Annotated in this window: 17 protein-coding genes; 6 read left to right on the top strand and 11 right to left on the bottom strand. The window is 60.5% G+C overall.

From position 1 onward, the window contains the following. Positions 1-4 precede the first annotated feature (4 nt). Positions 5-1,423 (bottom strand): aminotransferase-like domain-containing protein, encoded by a 1,419-nt coding sequence (locus RHSP_RS03195; RefSeq protein WP_004108892.1) that lies wholly within the window; start codon positions 1,421-1,423, stop codon positions 5-7. A gap of 104 nt (positions 1,424-1,527) precedes the next feature. Here RHSP_RS03195 and RHSP_RS03190 point away from each other — a divergent pair, with 104 nt between their 5' ends. After that, positions 1,528-1,773 (top strand): DUF1127 domain-containing protein, encoded by a 246-nt coding sequence (locus tag RHSP_RS03190; RefSeq protein ID WP_004108889.1) that lies wholly within the window; start codon positions 1,528-1,530, stop codon positions 1,771-1,773. A 43-nt stretch (positions 1,774-1,816) separates the two neighbouring features. Here RHSP_RS03190 and RHSP_RS03185 read toward each other — a convergent pair whose 3' ends face one another. The 6 genes from RHSP_RS03185 to RHSP_RS03160 all read right to left on the bottom strand — a co-directional run bounded on the left by RHSP_RS03185 (position 1,817) and on the right by RHSP_RS03160 (position 5,586). Further along, positions 1,817-2,350 carry an AAA family ATPase gene (locus tag RHSP_RS03185; protein WP_004108886.1) on the bottom strand — a complete coding sequence of 178 codons (534 nt, stop codon included), beginning with the start codon at positions 2,348-2,350 and terminating at the stop codon, positions 1,817-1,819. Positions 2,351-2,429: 79 nt separating this feature from the next. Further along, positions 2,430-2,840 (bottom strand): hypothetical protein, encoded by a 411-nt coding sequence (locus RHSP_RS03180; RefSeq protein WP_037149369.1) that lies wholly within the window; start codon positions 2,838-2,840, stop codon positions 2,430-2,432. Positions 2,841-2,968: 128 nt separating this feature from the next. Next, a complete protein-coding gene (gene purQ / locus RHSP_RS03175) occupies positions 2,969-3,640 on the bottom strand; it encodes a phosphoribosylformylglycinamidine synthase subunit PurQ (protein ID WP_004108882.1) in 672 nt (223 codons plus the stop codon). 102 nt (positions 3,641-3,742) lie between these two features. Next, positions 3,743-3,985 carry a phosphoribosylformylglycinamidine synthase subunit PurS gene (gene purS / locus RHSP_RS03170; RefSeq protein WP_004108879.1) on the bottom strand — a complete coding sequence of 81 codons (243 nt, stop codon included), beginning with the start codon at positions 3,983-3,985 and terminating at the stop codon, positions 3,743-3,745. A 17-nt stretch (positions 3,986-4,002) separates the two neighbouring features. Continuing rightward, a complete protein-coding gene (gene purC / locus RHSP_RS03165; protein WP_004108877.1) occupies positions 4,003-4,767 on the bottom strand; it encodes a phosphoribosylaminoimidazolesuccinocarboxamide synthase in 765 nt (254 codons plus the stop codon). 264 nt (positions 4,768-5,031) lie between these two features. Continuing rightward, positions 5,032-5,586: an RBBP9/YdeN family alpha/beta hydrolase gene (locus RHSP_RS03160; RefSeq protein ID WP_037149365.1), complete on the bottom strand. Its 555-nt coding sequence runs from the start codon at positions 5,584-5,586 to the stop codon at positions 5,032-5,034. A 166-nt stretch (positions 5,587-5,752) separates the two neighbouring features. Between RHSP_RS03160 and RHSP_RS03155 the strand changes: the two genes are divergently transcribed. After that, positions 5,753-6,553 carry a DUF2189 domain-containing protein gene (locus RHSP_RS03155; RefSeq protein ID WP_004108870.1) on the top strand — a complete coding sequence of 267 codons (801 nt, stop codon included), beginning with the start codon at positions 5,753-5,755 and terminating at the stop codon, positions 6,551-6,553. A gap of 87 nt (positions 6,554-6,640) precedes the next feature. After that, entirely contained in the window at positions 6,641-7,141 is a 501-nt protein-coding gene (locus RHSP_RS03150; protein ID WP_004108867.1) for a low affinity iron permease family protein, read from the top strand. Here the strand turns inward: RHSP_RS03150 and purB are convergent. The 4 genes from purB to RHSP_RS03130 all read right to left on the bottom strand — a co-directional run bounded on the left by purB (position 7,138) and on the right by RHSP_RS03130 (position 10,900). Beyond that, complete coding sequence (gene purB / locus RHSP_RS03145; protein WP_004108864.1) at positions 7,138-8,439, bottom strand: adenylosuccinate lyase; 1,302 nt, start codon at positions 8,437-8,439, stop codon at positions 7,138-7,140. The genes RHSP_RS03150 and purB overlap by 4 nt on opposite strands. A gap of 102 nt (positions 8,440-8,541) precedes the next feature. Next, on the bottom strand, positions 8,542-9,027 hold the full coding sequence (locus RHSP_RS03140) for a hypothetical protein (RefSeq protein ID WP_037149363.1): 486 nt from the start codon (positions 9,025-9,027) through the stop codon (positions 8,542-8,544). 22 nt (positions 9,028-9,049) lie between these two features. After that, entirely contained in the window at positions 9,050-9,736 is a 687-nt protein-coding gene (rpe, locus tag RHSP_RS03135; RefSeq protein WP_037149509.1) for a ribulose-phosphate 3-epimerase, read from the bottom strand. An 81-nt stretch (positions 9,737-9,817) separates the two neighbouring features. Next, positions 9,818-10,900, bottom strand: a complete 1,083-nt coding sequence (locus RHSP_RS03130) for an ABC transporter substrate-binding protein (protein ID WP_037149361.1) — start codon at positions 10,898-10,900, stop codon at positions 9,818-9,820. A gap of 169 nt (positions 10,901-11,069) precedes the next feature. On the opposite strand from RHSP_RS03130, the gene RHSP_RS03125 reads away from it, so the two are divergent. Genes RHSP_RS03125 through RHSP_RS03115 form a run of 3 tightly spaced genes read left to right on the top strand, consistent with a single transcriptional unit; the run spans position 11,070 to position 13,764 of the window. Beyond that, entirely contained in the window at positions 11,070-11,564 is a 495-nt protein-coding gene (locus tag RHSP_RS03125; protein ID WP_037149506.1) for a flavin reductase, read from the top strand. 19 nt (positions 11,565-11,583) lie between these two features. Further along, positions 11,584-12,516, top strand: a complete 933-nt coding sequence (locus RHSP_RS03120; protein WP_004108845.1) for an AAA family ATPase — start codon at positions 11,584-11,586, stop codon at positions 12,514-12,516. 3 nt (positions 12,517-12,519) lie between these two features. Further along, positions 12,520-13,764 carry a vWA domain-containing protein gene (locus RHSP_RS03115; protein ID WP_004108843.1) on the top strand — a complete coding sequence of 415 codons (1,245 nt, stop codon included), beginning with the start codon at positions 12,520-12,522 and terminating at the stop codon, positions 13,762-13,764. Positions 13,765-13,770: the final 6 nt, after the last annotated feature.

Below are 13,770 nucleotides of genomic sequence, written 5' to 3'. Positions count from 1 at the left end.
TTGCTTAAATGTGACTATCGTAGCCTGACGAGCCGTTTTCCAGTAGTCGGCGCAGGGTCATGAAGCCGGCTTCGACGTCCTCGCGCCGTCGGGGCGAGGAGAAGGCGACGCGAACGCGGTGATAGACCTTTTCCATGCGCGCGGCCTTGAACTCGTCCTCATCGTCAACGAGTACGCCGTCGGCGATGGCCGCATTCTTGAAGGTGCCGGACAGCCAAGGCTCCGGCAGCTTCAGCCAGAGGAACGGCAGGTGCGGATGCGAATTGAACTCGAATCCCGATAGCGCCTGCTGAGCGATCTGTTCTCGCGCCCTGATTTCCTCGATCGACTTGCGGCGCAGGTCCAGCGCATGGCCTTCCAGCACGAGTCGCGCGCAGGTTTCTGCCAAAATGAACGGCAGGCCGCCGGTGGTCATCTTGTGCGTGACCTTGATGCGCTGCGCGAAATGCGGCGGGCAGGCGACCCAGCCGCCGCGCACGCCGGCCGTGACCGCCTTCGCCAGGCTGCTGACCACGAAAGTCCGTTCCGGCGCGATGGCGGCCATCAGCGGGTTCTGGTCGCCCGTCATGCCGCCATAGAGATCGTCCTCGATCAGCCAGACGCTGTGACGACGTGCGATGGCGGCGATGGCGCGGCGCCGCGCCTCCGGCATTGTCACCAGAGTGGGATTATGCGCCGTCGGCATCAGGAAAGCGAGGCGAGGGTGCTGCTGCTGGCACAGGCGCTCGAAATCGTCCGGAATCATGCCGTGTTCGTCGGAGTCGACCAGGATCGAGCGGCGCCCAAGGAGGCGGGTTGCACGGCTGATCTGGGTGTAGGTCAGATTTTCGAAGACGATCTTGTCACCTGGAGACGTTACGGCCGAAATGACGGCGATCGCGCCGGCGTGGGCGCCCAGCGTCGGTACGACCGTCTCGATTGCCGGCTTCCAGCCATTGCGGGCGAGCCAGATCTGCCCCGCCTCGAACCAGCTTACCGGGAAATTCCGCGAGTATGACGAGATTTCTGACCGGTGATCGATGCTGATGTCAGCAAAGAGCTTTCCGATAATTTCTCCCTGGCCGATATCGGGGGCGGCTGTCGTATCGAAACGTATTTTCGCATCCGGCGTATTCAGGCCGCGCGTGCCGGCGAGCGCCTGCGTGATCGGATCCACCTGCTCGATCTGCTTCCCATTCGAACGCTCCAGCACATAGGTGCCGCGACCGACTTCGCCGGCGACGAGACCGCGCTCGTGCACCAGAGCATAGGCGCGGCTCACCGTGCCGATGGTCACGCCAATATCATAGGCGAGATTGCGTTGCGGCGGCAGCTTCGTGCCGGGCGGCAGGACGCCATGCGTGATCGCGTTTTCGATGCTGTCGGCAACGCGGATATAGACCGGTCCGTTGCCACTGGAAATGTCAGGGAGCCAATTTGTCATAATGACAATTTCCTAGATTGTCTCCGTGTTGGAGTCAATACTATGAGTCAATTGCATCGTTTGGCTCGGTGCGCCTGGATTGTCACGACAAAACGGATATGAAAATGAGTACAATTGATGCAATGCGCGCGTCTGAAGCGGTTGATGCCCGCGTGGCGCGCCCGGAGAGCAGGGCGACGCAGCCAAAGTCGCATCCTATGCGTCGTCTATGGCTGCCCATTCTTCGCTGGATGGAGAAGCGCGAGAGCCGCTGGGTCCTGCGAGAACTTACGGACGAACAATTGCGCGATATCGGCCTCACACGTCGCGAAGCGAATGCCGAAGCCAAGAAGTCGTTTTTCTGGGACTGAACGGCGACGCTGCGCTCCTGCCCTTACAGCGGCTGTGCGGCGATCAAGGCAAGCCCAGCGTCGAGACTACGAAATCGGCGCGGGCCTCGACTCCGACCTTGGGCAGAATGTGAACCTCATAGCCGAGCGCGGGATAATCGACGATCAGCCGTTCGTATTCGGCGATCGCCTCCGACAAATCATGTCTCCGCTCATGGTCCCCGACATATATTTCCGGCCAGGGAGGTGTGAGAAAGACATGGCTGTTGTAGCGATGCTGTTGACCGTACGACGTCAATGCGCGTTCGCCAGTCATGTGCTGAAGCGCTGACGCTGCGTCTATCAACCCCCTGTCGAAAAAGACGATCCCCGAAAGCGCCGCCGCTGCTTCGCGGTCGGAGAGCGACATGTCGATCGCCCGGCGTATGAAGGCGGTCAGATCCGCCCAGGGCAGCGCCGAGCCGCCGGTATCCAGTTCTTGCGCAACGATGCGTCGACCCGGTTCTTCGACGACATGGTGTCCGCGAAGCCGGAGCGCTTCGAGCAAGGTCGATTTACCGCCGCCCGAGCAGCCTGAGAGAATGACAAATCTATCCATGACAATGATCCCTGTGACTGAGGGCACGTCATGCGTCGGCTCGGTCTTGCAAAAAGCGGCTGGGTTCAGGCCATCGGCCTTAACTGCAGTTCTTCGAACCCGCAGCCCAACGATTGACATCGCCCGTGATACGGCCGCCGGAGGCGCCGTTCATCATCGGACCGAAGGCCTGCAATTGGGCCGGACTGCCTTCCGCCTGGACAACGAGCGACGGCCGGCCGGTCGGATGCTTCTTGTCGACCACGAGAATGCGCGGGCGACCGGTAAAGGAATTGAGCTCCGGAGAAAGCTGATAGCCCGCGAAAGCCGGGTCGGACGACTTGAACCAGCAGGCGCTGGCATTGAGCATCACGCGTTCCATCGTCGACAAGGCGCTGTGATCGGTAGCGCTGATGCTCGGAGGGCGCGGACCGCCGCAAGAGGTGACCAGAAGCCCAAGCATTGCGATGGCAGCGGCGGAATGAAGTCCTGTCGGGAGGCGAGGGCGCATTAATCTCATTTCCAATGAAGCGGTTAGATCTGGCTTGCAGATATGCCGAACTGATTATTTTTCGACGCCCTGCTGTTTTGCGCAAAGACGTCGATTTTATGATGTCGGCGCCAGGCCTTGGCGATCTATCAAGCGGCGATAACGCCGAGGGCGGAGGCGAAGAGGCCGCGGCCGTCATTGCCGCCATGCGCCGCCTCGATCAGATTTTCCGGGTGCGGCATCATGCCAAGCACATTGCCCTTGGCATTGATGACGCCGGCGATGTCGTTGACCGAGCCGTTGGGATTGGTGCCTTCGGCATAGCGGAAGACCACCTCGCCGTTGCCTTCGATCGCCTTCAGCGTCTCGGAATCGGCAAAATAGTTGCCGTCGTGATGTGCGACGGGGCTGCGGATGACCTGGCCCTTGGCATAGGCGCTGGTGAATTCCGTCTCAGCATTCACGACTTCGAGCTTCACTTCACGGCAGACGAATTTCAGCGAGGCATTGCGCATCAGCGCGCCGGGCAGCATGCCTGCTTCCAGCAGGATCTGGAAACCGTTGCAGACGCCGAGAACCTTGACGCCCTTGTCGGCCTTGTCCTTGATTGCCTGCATGATCGGCATGCGGGCGGCGATCGCGCCGCAGCGCAGATAGTCGCCATAGGAGAAACCGCCGGGAATGACGATCAGGTCGACATCCGGGATCTCGGTCTCTGTCTGCCAGACGGTCACCGGCGCATGGCCGGAAATCTTGGTCAGTGCCGCGATCATGTCGCGATCGCGATTGAGGCCGGGGAGTTGGACGACTGCTGATTTCATGGTGCTGTTCCCGCAAAAGGCTAGGGATGATCGCTGGAAGTGCTTCGTGAGCCATACTCCATTGCCTCAAGCAAAGGAAGAATGGCTCGCGAAAGAGGACAATCAGTCGATCGAAATGGCGAAGTTCTCGATCACCGTGTTGGCGAGGAGCTTTTCGCACATGGCCTTCAGATCGGCTTCGGCCTTGGCCTTGTCGGTGCCTTCCAGCTCGAGATCGAAGACCTTGCCCTGGCGGACCTGATGAACGCCGTCAAAGCCGAGTGCGCCGAGCGCACCTTCGATTGCCTTGCCCTGCGGATCGAGAACGCCGTTCTTCAGCGTGACGGTTACACGAGCCTTGATCACGATTGTCCTTCCTGAACTTACTTGACGAGAACCGGCCCCGTGCCGCGCACGGGTTCGTTTTCATTGATGATGCCGAGGCGGCGCGCCACTTCGGAATAGGCTTCGAGCAGACCGCCCATGTCACGGCGGAATCGATCCTTGTCCATCTTCTCGTGGGTTTCGATGTCCCAGAGACGGCAGCTGTCCGGCGAGATTTCGTCGGCGAGGATGATGCGCATCATGTCGCCTTCGAACAGGCGTCCGCATTCGATCTTGAAATCGACGAGCTGGATGCCGACGCCAAGGAACAGGCCGGTCATGAAGTCGTTGACGCGGATGGCGAGCGCCATGATGTCATCAAGTTCGGCCGGATTGGCCCAGCCGAAGGCGGTGATGTGCTCTTCGGAAACCATCGGGTCTTCGAGCGCGTCGGACTTGTAGTAGAATTCGATGATCGAACGCGGCAGCACCACGCCTTCCTCGATGCCGAGGCGCTTGGAGAGCGAGCCGGCGGCAACGTTGCGCACGACGATCTCGAGCGGAATCATCTCCACTTCCTTGATCAGCTGCTCGCGCATGTTGAGGCGGCGGATGAAATGGGTGGGAATGCCGATCTTGTTCAGATGGCTGAAGATATACTCGCAGATGCGATTGTTCAGAACACCCTTGCCATCGATGACTTCATGCTTCTTCTTGTTGAAGGCGGTGGCGTCGTCCTTGAAGAACTGGATCAGCGTGCCCGGCTCAGGCCCTTCGTAAAGGATCTTGGCCTTGCCTTCGTAGATACGGCGGCGACGGTTCATTGGTATTGTTCTCTGTCTTTGGCGCTCCTGGGAAAGCGCAAGTGGATCGTATGTGGGCGTCCCCATAACGGATAAGAAGCGAATTCACAATCCGCCTGCGCCTCCTTCCTTGGAATTCCAGCTTTGGCGGGGCGCCAATGCTAGGAATCAGGATCCTGTCTGGGCCTGTTTTACAGGCTTTTATCCGACGATGGAATGAAGGTGGCCGGTACTTCACAGGCTAGTGAGGCCGGCCGTATCCATTATACACCTGTTTCCCGGCAATCACGGCTTCAACTGGCTCAGGAACTTGGCGAATACCATCGTGCCTTCCGGCCAGGGGCCGTGCCCGGATTCGCTGTTGATATGGCCGGATTCTCCGGCGTCGATCAGCAGAGAGCCCCAGCTGCTCGCGATGTCGTCGGCATGCTCATAGGTGCCGAAGGGGTCGTTGCGGCTTGCAATCGTCATCGACGGAAACGGCAGCGGATCGCGGGGATAGGGGCCGAACGTCATCAGATGCTTGGGCCGGATGCCGGGGTTGGCGACATCGGGCGGTGCCACGAAGAAAGCGCCTGCGACCTTGTTGCGAAAATGCGGGATCGCATGGATCACCGAGGGGACGCCGAGCGAGTGCGCCACGAGCACGACGGGCTTGTCCGAAGCGTTCACCTCTTCGGCAATGCGGGCAACCCAATCATCGCGCACGGGCTTGGACCATTCGGCCTGCTCCACGCGCCGCGCCGTCGAGAGCTTCTGCTCCCAGCGCGTTTGCCAGTGGTCGGGGCCGGAATTCGTATAGCCGGGGATGATGAGGATATTTGCGTCGGAAGCTCTCATGATACCGCGATGTGGAAAAGGTGAACCCAAGTGTCAAGGGAAAAGGCGACAATTGCGGCAAAATTTGCTAGGATCGCTCTTGCCGGTAGCGAAGGACGATGTCGGCGACCAAGTTTGCCGCCATCTTTCGCCGCAACCGAGCGCCATGGTTGAGGAGGAGAGCATTATGACGGCCTTTCACGTCATGGGGGGAGCGGACCATTCGTTTACCCGTCCCGCCATCCGTAAAATTGGTATTGCAGACCTTGTCGACGCCCTGAAGCTTGGGCTGGACGATTTCAGCGAGAAGCCATCGCATTATGTCTTTCTGTGCCTGATGTATCCGATAGCGGGCATTGCGCTCGCGATCTGGAGCACGGACCAGAACCTTCTGCCGCTGCTGTTCCCGCTGATGTCGGGATTTGCCCTGCTAGGTCCGATGGCCGCAATCGGTCTATACGAGATTAGCCGACGGCGGGAGAAGGGGCTGGATACGTCATGGAGCCATGCCTTCGAGGTGCGCCATTCGCCGGCACTGCCCTCGATCATCGTTGCGGGCCTGATGCTGTTCGGCGTCTTTATCGTCTGGCTCCTGGTGGCGCAGAACATTTACTTCATCTTCTTCGGCGATGGCGTGCAGCCCACGCTTTTGTCCTTCGTATCGAGTGTTCTGACGACGCGTGCAGGCATGGCGATGATATTCTGGGGCGATCTGGCCGGCTTCGTCTTCGCGCTCGTCGTGCTGGCGACGACGGTCGTCACGTTTCCGCTGCTGCTCGACCGTGACGTCGGTGTCGTCGCGGCAATCGATGCCAGCATACGGGCGACGCTGATCAATCCGGTGCCGGTCGCAGTCTGGGGTCTCATCGTTGCAGCGCTTCTCGTCATTGGCACGATCCCGGTCTTCGTGGGCCTAGCTGTCGTCATGCCGATACTTGGTCATGCGTCGTGGCATCTCTACCGCAAATTGGTCGTGGCTCAGGACTAGGCCTTCAAGCTTTCAGCGGTTTTAGGCCATCGTTGGAACCGCAACAGGATTTCTACGTTGATCCGCATCATCATGGAGATGCGGATCATGCCTTCGCTCACGCATATTTTCACCCGTTTTGCGGTGACGGTCTCGGATTGGACGGGCAAACCGGCCATCTTCGTGCTGGCGCTGCTCTCCGTCATTCTGTGGGGTACGACAGGGCCGATCTTCGATTATTCGGACACCTGGCAGCTGGTCATCAATACCAGCACGACGATCGTCACGTTTCTGATGGTTTTTCTGCTTCAGAGCGCGCAGACGCGCGACACGCGGGCCATTCAGGCGAAGCTCAATGAGCTGATTCTGACCAGCGGGGCCGAGAATCGCTTCGTTGGGATCGAAAATCTCGATGAAGAGGATCTGAAGCACCTCGACATGCTCGTCGAAAAGGCTGCAAAGCGGCACCAGGAGCGACACAAGGGCAAGGCCGGCGAAAGTGTCGAGCTCGATGCCGTGGTCGTTGCCAAGCCAGCGAATAAAAGAAAAAGGCGGCGCGTCAACCGCACCGCCTCACCGTCAAATCAGACCAGCCACAGCAAATCCTAGCCGAAGACCCGCTTGAAGATCGTGTCGACATGCTTGGTGTGATAGCCGAGGTCGAATTTCTCGCGGATATCCTCTTCGGAAAGTGCGGCGCGCACTTCCTGGTCGGCCAGGAGTTCCTCAAGGAAGTCCTTGCCCTGTTCCCAGACCTTCATCGCGTTGCGCTGGACGAGGCGGTAGGAATCCTCGCGGGAAACGCCGGCCTGGGTCAGCGCCAGCAGCACGCGCTGCGAATGAACAAGTCCGCGGAACTTGTTCAGATTCTTCATCATATTGTCCGGGTAGACCAGCAGCTTGTCGATGACGCTCGTGATACGGGCGAGAGCGAAATCGAGCGTGACGGTCGCATCCGGGCCGATCATGCGCTCGACGGAGGAGTGCGAAATATCGCGTTCGTGCCAGAGGGCGACGTTCTCCATGGCCGGCATGGCGTAGGAGCGGACCATACGGGCAAGACCGGTCAGGTTTTCGGTCAGTACCGGGTTGCGCTTGTGCGGCATGGCCGACGAACCCTTCTGGCCCGGCGAGAAATATTCCTCGGCCTCCAGCACTTCGGTGCGCTGCAGATGGCGGATTTCGGTCGCCAGACGCTCGATCGAGGAAGCGACGACGCCGAGAGTGGCGAAGAACATGGCATGACGGTCGCGCGGGATGACCTGTGTGGAGACCGGCTCCGGCTTCAGGCCGAGCGCGGCAGCGACATGTTCTTCAACGCGCGGATCGATATTGGCGAAGGTGCCGACGGCGCCGGAGATGGCACAGGTGGCGACTTCTTCGCGGGCTGCGATCAGGCGCTGCTTGCAGCGCTCGAATTCGGCGTAGGCGAGCGCCAGCTTGACGCCGAAAGTCGTAGGCTCGGCATGAATGCCGTGCGAACGGCCGATGGTGACGGTGTCCTTATGCTCGAAGGCGCGGCGTTTCAGCGCTTCCAGCAGCTTGTCGATATCGGCGAGCAGCAGGTCGCTCGCGCGAACGAGCTGGACGTTGAAGCAGGTGTCGAGCACGTCGGAGGAGGTCATGCCCTGGTGCACGAAGCGGGCATCCGGACCGACGATTTCGGCGAGATGCGTCAGGAATGCGATGACGTCGTGCTTGGTTACGGCCTCGATCTCATCGATGCGGGCGACGTCGAAAGTCGCCTTGCCGCCCTTTTCCCAGATGGTATCGGCTGCCGACTTCGGAATGACGCCGAGAGCGGCCAACGCGTCGCAGGCATGGGCCTCGATCTCGAACCAGATGCGGAACTTGGTTTCGGGCGACCAGATGGCGACCATTTCCGGTCGGGAGTAGCGCGGGATCATGGGCTCAAAGCTTTCTTGGCTGATAGGAAAGGAAACCTCGGCGCCCCCATAACAAAGACGGGCGGCAATCACAATGTTTGACGGATCAATCTTTGATCCGTCTCAACGCATATGTCGGGTAAGATAGACGGACGCGGCGATCAGGCAAAGCAAACCGAGAGGCAGAAACAGCGTAAAGCCGAGAACGGCGAACTGATAAACGGCGCTGGCGCTGGTGAACAGGAATTGAAATATCCAGACGAGCGTGCCGAAGGGAGCATGCCAGCGCGCATAGAACCAGCGATAGTCCATGGCGAAGAGGAATGCCGTCATGACTGCGGTGCCGATGGATAGCGCCAGGAAGAACGCGGCAAAGCGCGCCGTTGGCGGCCGATGTCCGGCATAGCGTCTGGCAAATGGCACCATGACGAGCCAGGACAGGGCGCCGCCCAGGAAGTAGACGAGGACGAGCGCGGCTAGATGGCTCGTCAGAAGGCCATTGCGCAGGTAGAGCGCCACCAGCGCCGAGACCGTCATCCCCAAGCCCCAGCAGACTGCGTCGCGCACCAGTCCAAGGCAATAGAAGACGGCGGCCCGAATTCGGTCCACCGTCTGGTTAATGCTGGTTGGTCTAGTTTGCTCCAAGGCGACCTCGTTCCGCCGCGGCCCTCAGATCGGCGACCGTCTGCTTGTAGGCATCGACCGACCCTCCCTTGAAGATGGCCGAGCCGGCAACGAGGACATTGGCGCCGGCGGCGGCGATGAGACCTGCCGTTTCCGTGGAAACGCCGCCGTCGACTTCGAGTTCGATCGGCCGGTCACCGATCAGTGACTTGGCGTTGCGGATCTTGTCCGCCATGGCCGGGATGAACTTCTGGCCGCCGAAGCCCGGATTGACCGACATGATCAGGATCAGGTCGATATCGTCGAGCACGTTTTCCAGTATCGACAGCGGGGTGGCCGGGTTGAGGGTGACGCCGACCTTCTTGCCGAGATGACGGATCGTCTGCAGCGAGCGATGCAGATGCACGCCGGCTTCGGCGTGAACGGTGATGCGGTCGCAGCCGGCTTTGGCGAAGGCCTCGAGATAGGGATCGGCCGGCGAGATCATCAGATGGCAGTCGAAGGTGGCGGTCGTATAGGGCCGCAGGGATTTGATGACATCGGGGCCGAAGGAAATGTTCGGCACGAAATGCCCGTCCATGACATCCAGATGGATCCAGTCGGCTCCGGCTTCGCTCACATCCTTCACTTCCTGGCCGAGCTTGGCGAAATCGGCTGCGAGAATGGAAGGGGCAATGCGGATCGGCAGGGTCATGGGATAGCTGAGCTCCATCTGAATTTTTCGGTCTGAATTAGCACCGACGTCGCTGGCAAACAACCGCCCGAAAGGATCGCCTCAGTTCGACGGCGTCGTCATCGGCACGAAGGCGTTGCCGCGCCATTCCTGCCGCCGATAGAAGTTCTCGGTCAATTCGTGGTTCTGCCCGAATGTGATCGGGCCTATGGCGGTCTGGAAGGTTGTGCCGACGAGCTTGTCGGCTATCGGCTTGTTTTCCGCCTTGGCGCTCTCGGCCGACTGGCTGGCGATCTGGGCCGCGGCTGCGGCCGGCAACATATATCCGTCCGGTTCGATGCCGCCGGCGCGCATCGCTTGCACGGTCGGCTGCGCTGCCGGCAGACCGGTAAAATCGGGGAGCGCGATTGCCTGCACGCCTTCGAGCAGAGGCACCGGCTGATCGGCGGCGCGCATGGCGTCGCCCCCCATGACCGTCAACGGTATGTTTTCGCTCCTGGCGTCACGCGCAATCACGGCGACGTCGCTGCGATCGCCGCCGACGAAGACGCGCGTGGCGCCGGCCTTCTTAAGGCGGCGGACGAGGGCGATCTGCTGTTCCTGGCCCGGCCGGTAAGTATCGGTGAAGACGGGTTTCAGCCCCTTTTCCTCAAGCGCATTGCGGATGGCGCCGACCAGTTCGCGACCGTGGATCGTACCGTCGTCGATCAGGGCCATCGGCTCGGCGGCCCAGTTTTTCAGGATGGTGCTGATGGCCATGGCAGCTTCTGCACCGTCCACAGGAGCGAGGCGGAACAGCGGCCAGCCGTTCTTGAGGGCATCTTCCATCAAGATGCGGGAACGCACCGAAACGGTGATAGCCGGAATGCCGGCGTCCTTGAGGCGGGGCAAGGCGCCTTCCAGCGTTTCCGTGCAGAGAAAGCCGATAGCGATCTGCGCCTTCGCAGCGATCAACGCTTCGGCAGCGGCGCGGCCACCGTCTTCCGTGCAAGGTTCGTCGACAACAGTCGCCGTGTCCTTCTGTGCCTGGATCTCGAAATTGGCGCCGGCCGTGATCTCGGCGCCCAGCATCGCGAAGTTACCATTCTGCGGTGCCACGACGCCGATGTGGATTCCTGCGGCGTAGCTGCTGCCGGCCGCTGAAAGCAGCGTAAACAGAAGCGGAAGGCGACGCAGAACGTTCATCGATCGATTATCCCGGACAATTTTTCTGCTCTATTTATCCGTATGAAGGGGATCGTCAAAGAAAAAGCAGCAAAATCCCTCTGCTTTCAATGAAACTATTGTAGAAAAGCTAACATCCGCCCGCCATATTCAAGGAAAGACGGGGTGTCACAGAACAAAGGAGATGATGGTGTTAGACAGGCAGCGTATGGATCCGGCGCTTTATCGCGATGCCATGAGCCGCTATGCGGGGCATGTGCAATTGGTGACGACGGCGCTCGGCGACGAGCGGCGCGGCGTGACGATCACGGCTGCATGCTCGGTGTCGGACAATCCGGCGACGGTTCTGATCTGCCTCAATAACAGCAACGAGAAGAATGAGATTTTCTTCAACAGCGGTATCTTCGCGCTGAATACGCTCGGCGCGCACCATCAGTCGCTCGCCGATGCCTTTTCCGGTAAGACGCAGCTGACGACAAACGAGCGCTTCGCCTTCGGCAAGTTTGAAACGCTGGCAACGGGCGCGCCGGTGCTGTCGGACGCGCTTGCGGCTTTCGATTGCCGTGTGATCGAGATCAAGCAGGCCTCGACGCACAACATCATTTTCGGCGAGGTCATGGCCGTGCGCTACAGCGAGGCGAAGCCGGCACTGCTTTACATGAACCGGGGCTATCACACGCTATAACCCCTTCAGGGGAGTTGTCATGTCGGATCAAATATCATCAACTTCGTTGCCGGGCTCGATCGAGGAGACGATGGCTCTGCTCGCAGCTCATGATTATCTGGCCGGCCGTGCGCTTGGCACGGTCCTGTTTCTGGCGCTGAAAATGAAGCGGCCACTTTTTCTGGAAGGCGAGGCCGGCGTCGGCAAGACCGAGATCGCCAAGGTCCTGTCCAAGGCGCTCGACCGGCCACTCATCCGACTGCAATGCTATGAAGGGCTTGATGTTTCCTCGGCTGTCTATGAGTGGAACTATCCGGCGCAGATGCTGGAAATCCGGCTCGCTGAAGCATCGGGCCTGACGGATCGCGACCGCATCGAAGCTGACATTTTCTCCGAGCGCTATCTCATCCGACGGCCAGTGCTGCAGGCGCTTTCGGGTGTCGGTGGCCGGGCACCAGTGTTCCTGATCGATGAGCTGGATCGTACCGATGAAGCTTTCGAAGCGTTCCTTCTTGAGGTGTTGTCCGATTTTCAGGTCACTGTGCCGGAACTCGGGACGATCCGCGCCGCAGAGCCGCCCATCGTCATCATCACCACGAACCGCACGCGTGAAGTGCATGACGCGCTGAAACGGCGCTGTCTCTATCATTGGGTCGACTATCCGCAGGCGGAGCAGGAGCTGGAGATCATCCGGCGCAAGGTGCCTGATAGCAACGAGGCCCTGTCGCGCCAGATCGTCGCCTATGTGCAGAAGCTGCGCACGCTCGATCTCTACAAGAATCCCGGCGTTGCCGAGACGATCGACTGGGCGACAGCTTTGACCGAACTCGACCGGCTCGCGCTCGACCCCGAGACGATCTCCGACACGCTGGGGACGCTGCTGAAATATCAGGACGACATCGCTCGTATCCAGGGCGGCGAGGGCAAGCGCGTGCTGGACGAGGTCAAGTCCGAACTGCTTGCGGCGGGATGATCCATGGAACCGGGCGCGCAAGATGGCATCATTCTTGCGCCGTCACCGCCCGGTGACGGGCGCCTTGCCGATAATATCGTGCTGTTCGGCCGCGCCCTTCGCAAGGCAGGGCTGAAGATCGGTCCCGGGGCCATTGCCGACGCGATCGAGGCGGTCGAGGCGATCGGCATCGGCTCCCGCGAGGAGTTCCACGCCGCTCTTTGTTCGGTCTTCGTCAAGCGTCATGAGGATCTTGCCGTGTTCGACGAGGCGTTCCGGCTGTTCTGGCGCTCTCGCGATCTTGTTTCGAAGATGATCGCCATGATGTCGCCGGTCGCGCCCGATAATCGCGAGAAGGAAAAACCGAAGCCCGGCGAAACCAGAGCCGGAGATGCCTTGCTGGGCGATCGCGACGACCGGCGGCCGCAGCGCGAGACGCCTGATATCGAGATCGATGCCCGTTTCACCACATCGGGCAGCGAAGTTCTGCGCCGATTGGATTTTGCCCAGATGTCGGCGGCCGAGATCGCCGTCGCGAAGAAGGAGCTTGCCAAGCTGCAATTGCCGCTGGATCGCGTGCGGACCCGCCGTTTTGCGCCGTCGCATGCATCAGCCAAGGTCGATCCCCGTGCGACCATGCGGTCTGCCTTGCGCACCGGTGGCGCTTTGATCCTGCCGCGCTTCCGGCAGCCGAGGGAAATACAGCCGCCGCTCGTGGTGCTCGCCGATATCTCGGGCTCGATGAGCCAGTACACGCGTATCTTCCTACATTTTCTGCATGTGTTGACCGAACGGCGCCGGCGCGTGCATACGTTTCTGTTCGGCACGCGGCTGACCAATGTCACCAGGGCAATGCGCCACAAGGATCCCGATCAGGCGCTGGACGAATGCGCCGCAGCTGTGCGCGACTGGTCCGGAGGAACGCGGATCGGCGAGACGCTGAAGGAATTCAACCGGCTATGGGCGCGCCGGGTGCTGGGGCAGGGCGCGATCGTGCTTTTGATCACCGATGGGCTGGAGCGTGAAGGCGTGGAATTGCTCGGCGAGGAGATGGATCGCCTGCATCGCTCCTGCCGGCGGCTGATCTGGCTCAATCCGCTCTTGCGCTTCGATGGCTTCGAGGCACGTGCCCGCGGCGTAAAAGCGATGCTGCCGCATGTTGACGAATTCCGTCCGGTTCACAATCTATTATCTCTGGCCGATCTCGTATCGGCTCTCACCGCCGGCCGCGCGGATGCTTACGATCCGCGGCGGTTTGTTGGCAAGTAATGAGGC

The sequence above is a fragment of the Rhizobium freirei PRF 81 genome (assembly GCF_000359745.1).
In the GTDB taxonomy this organism is placed as follows: Bacteria; Pseudomonadota; Alphaproteobacteria; order Rhizobiales; family Rhizobiaceae; genus Rhizobium; species Rhizobium freirei.
Note: the sequence above shows the minus strand (reverse complement) of the source record. Positions and strands in the feature narration are given on the sequence as shown.

Excerpts from the sequence above, each read along its gene's own strand:
- RHSP_RS03195 (WP_004108892.1), bottom strand. The coding sequence starts at position 1,423 with ATGACAAATTGGCTCCCTGACATTTCCAGTGGCAACGGACCGGTCTAT.
- RHSP_RS03190 (WP_004108889.1), top strand. The coding sequence starts at position 1,528 with ATGAGTACAATTGATGCAATGCGCGCGTCTGAAGCGGTTGATGCCCGC.
- RHSP_RS03185 (WP_004108886.1), bottom strand. The coding sequence starts at position 2,350 with ATGGATAGATTTGTCATTCTCTCAGGCTGCTCGGGCGGCGGTAAATCG.
- RHSP_RS03180 (WP_037149369.1), bottom strand. The coding sequence starts at position 2,840 with ATGCGCCCTCGCCTCCCGACAGGACTTCATTCCGCCGCTGCCATCGCA.
- purQ (WP_004108882.1), bottom strand. The coding sequence starts at position 3,640 with ATGAAATCAGCAGTCGTCCAACTCCCCGGCCTCAATCGCGATCGCGAC.
- purC (WP_004108877.1), bottom strand. The coding sequence starts at position 4,767 with ATGAACCGTCGCCGCCGTATCTACGAAGGCAAGGCCAAGATCCTTTAC.
- RHSP_RS03160 (WP_037149365.1), bottom strand. The coding sequence starts at position 5,586 with ATGAGAGCTTCCGACGCAAATATCCTCATCATCCCCGGCTATACGAAT.
- RHSP_RS03155 (WP_004108870.1), top strand. The coding sequence starts at position 5,753 with ATGACGGCCTTTCACGTCATGGGGGGAGCGGACCATTCGTTTACCCGT.
- RHSP_RS03150 (WP_004108867.1), top strand. The coding sequence starts at position 6,641 with ATGCCTTCGCTCACGCATATTTTCACCCGTTTTGCGGTGACGGTCTCG.
- purB (WP_004108864.1), bottom strand. The coding sequence starts at position 8,439 with ATGATCCCGCGCTACTCCCGACCGGAAATGGTCGCCATCTGGTCGCCC.
- rpe (WP_037149509.1), bottom strand. The coding sequence starts at position 9,736 with ATGACCCTGCCGATCCGCATTGCCCCTTCCATTCTCGCAGCCGATTTC.
- RHSP_RS03130 (WP_037149361.1), bottom strand. The coding sequence starts at position 10,900 with ATGAACGTTCTGCGTCGCCTTCCGCTTCTGTTTACGCTGCTTTCAGCG.
- RHSP_RS03120 (WP_004108845.1), top strand. The coding sequence starts at position 11,584 with ATGTCGGATCAAATATCATCAACTTCGTTGCCGGGCTCGATCGAGGAG.
- RHSP_RS03115 (WP_004108843.1), top strand. The coding sequence starts at position 12,520 with ATGGAACCGGGCGCGCAAGATGGCATCATTCTTGCGCCGTCACCGCCC.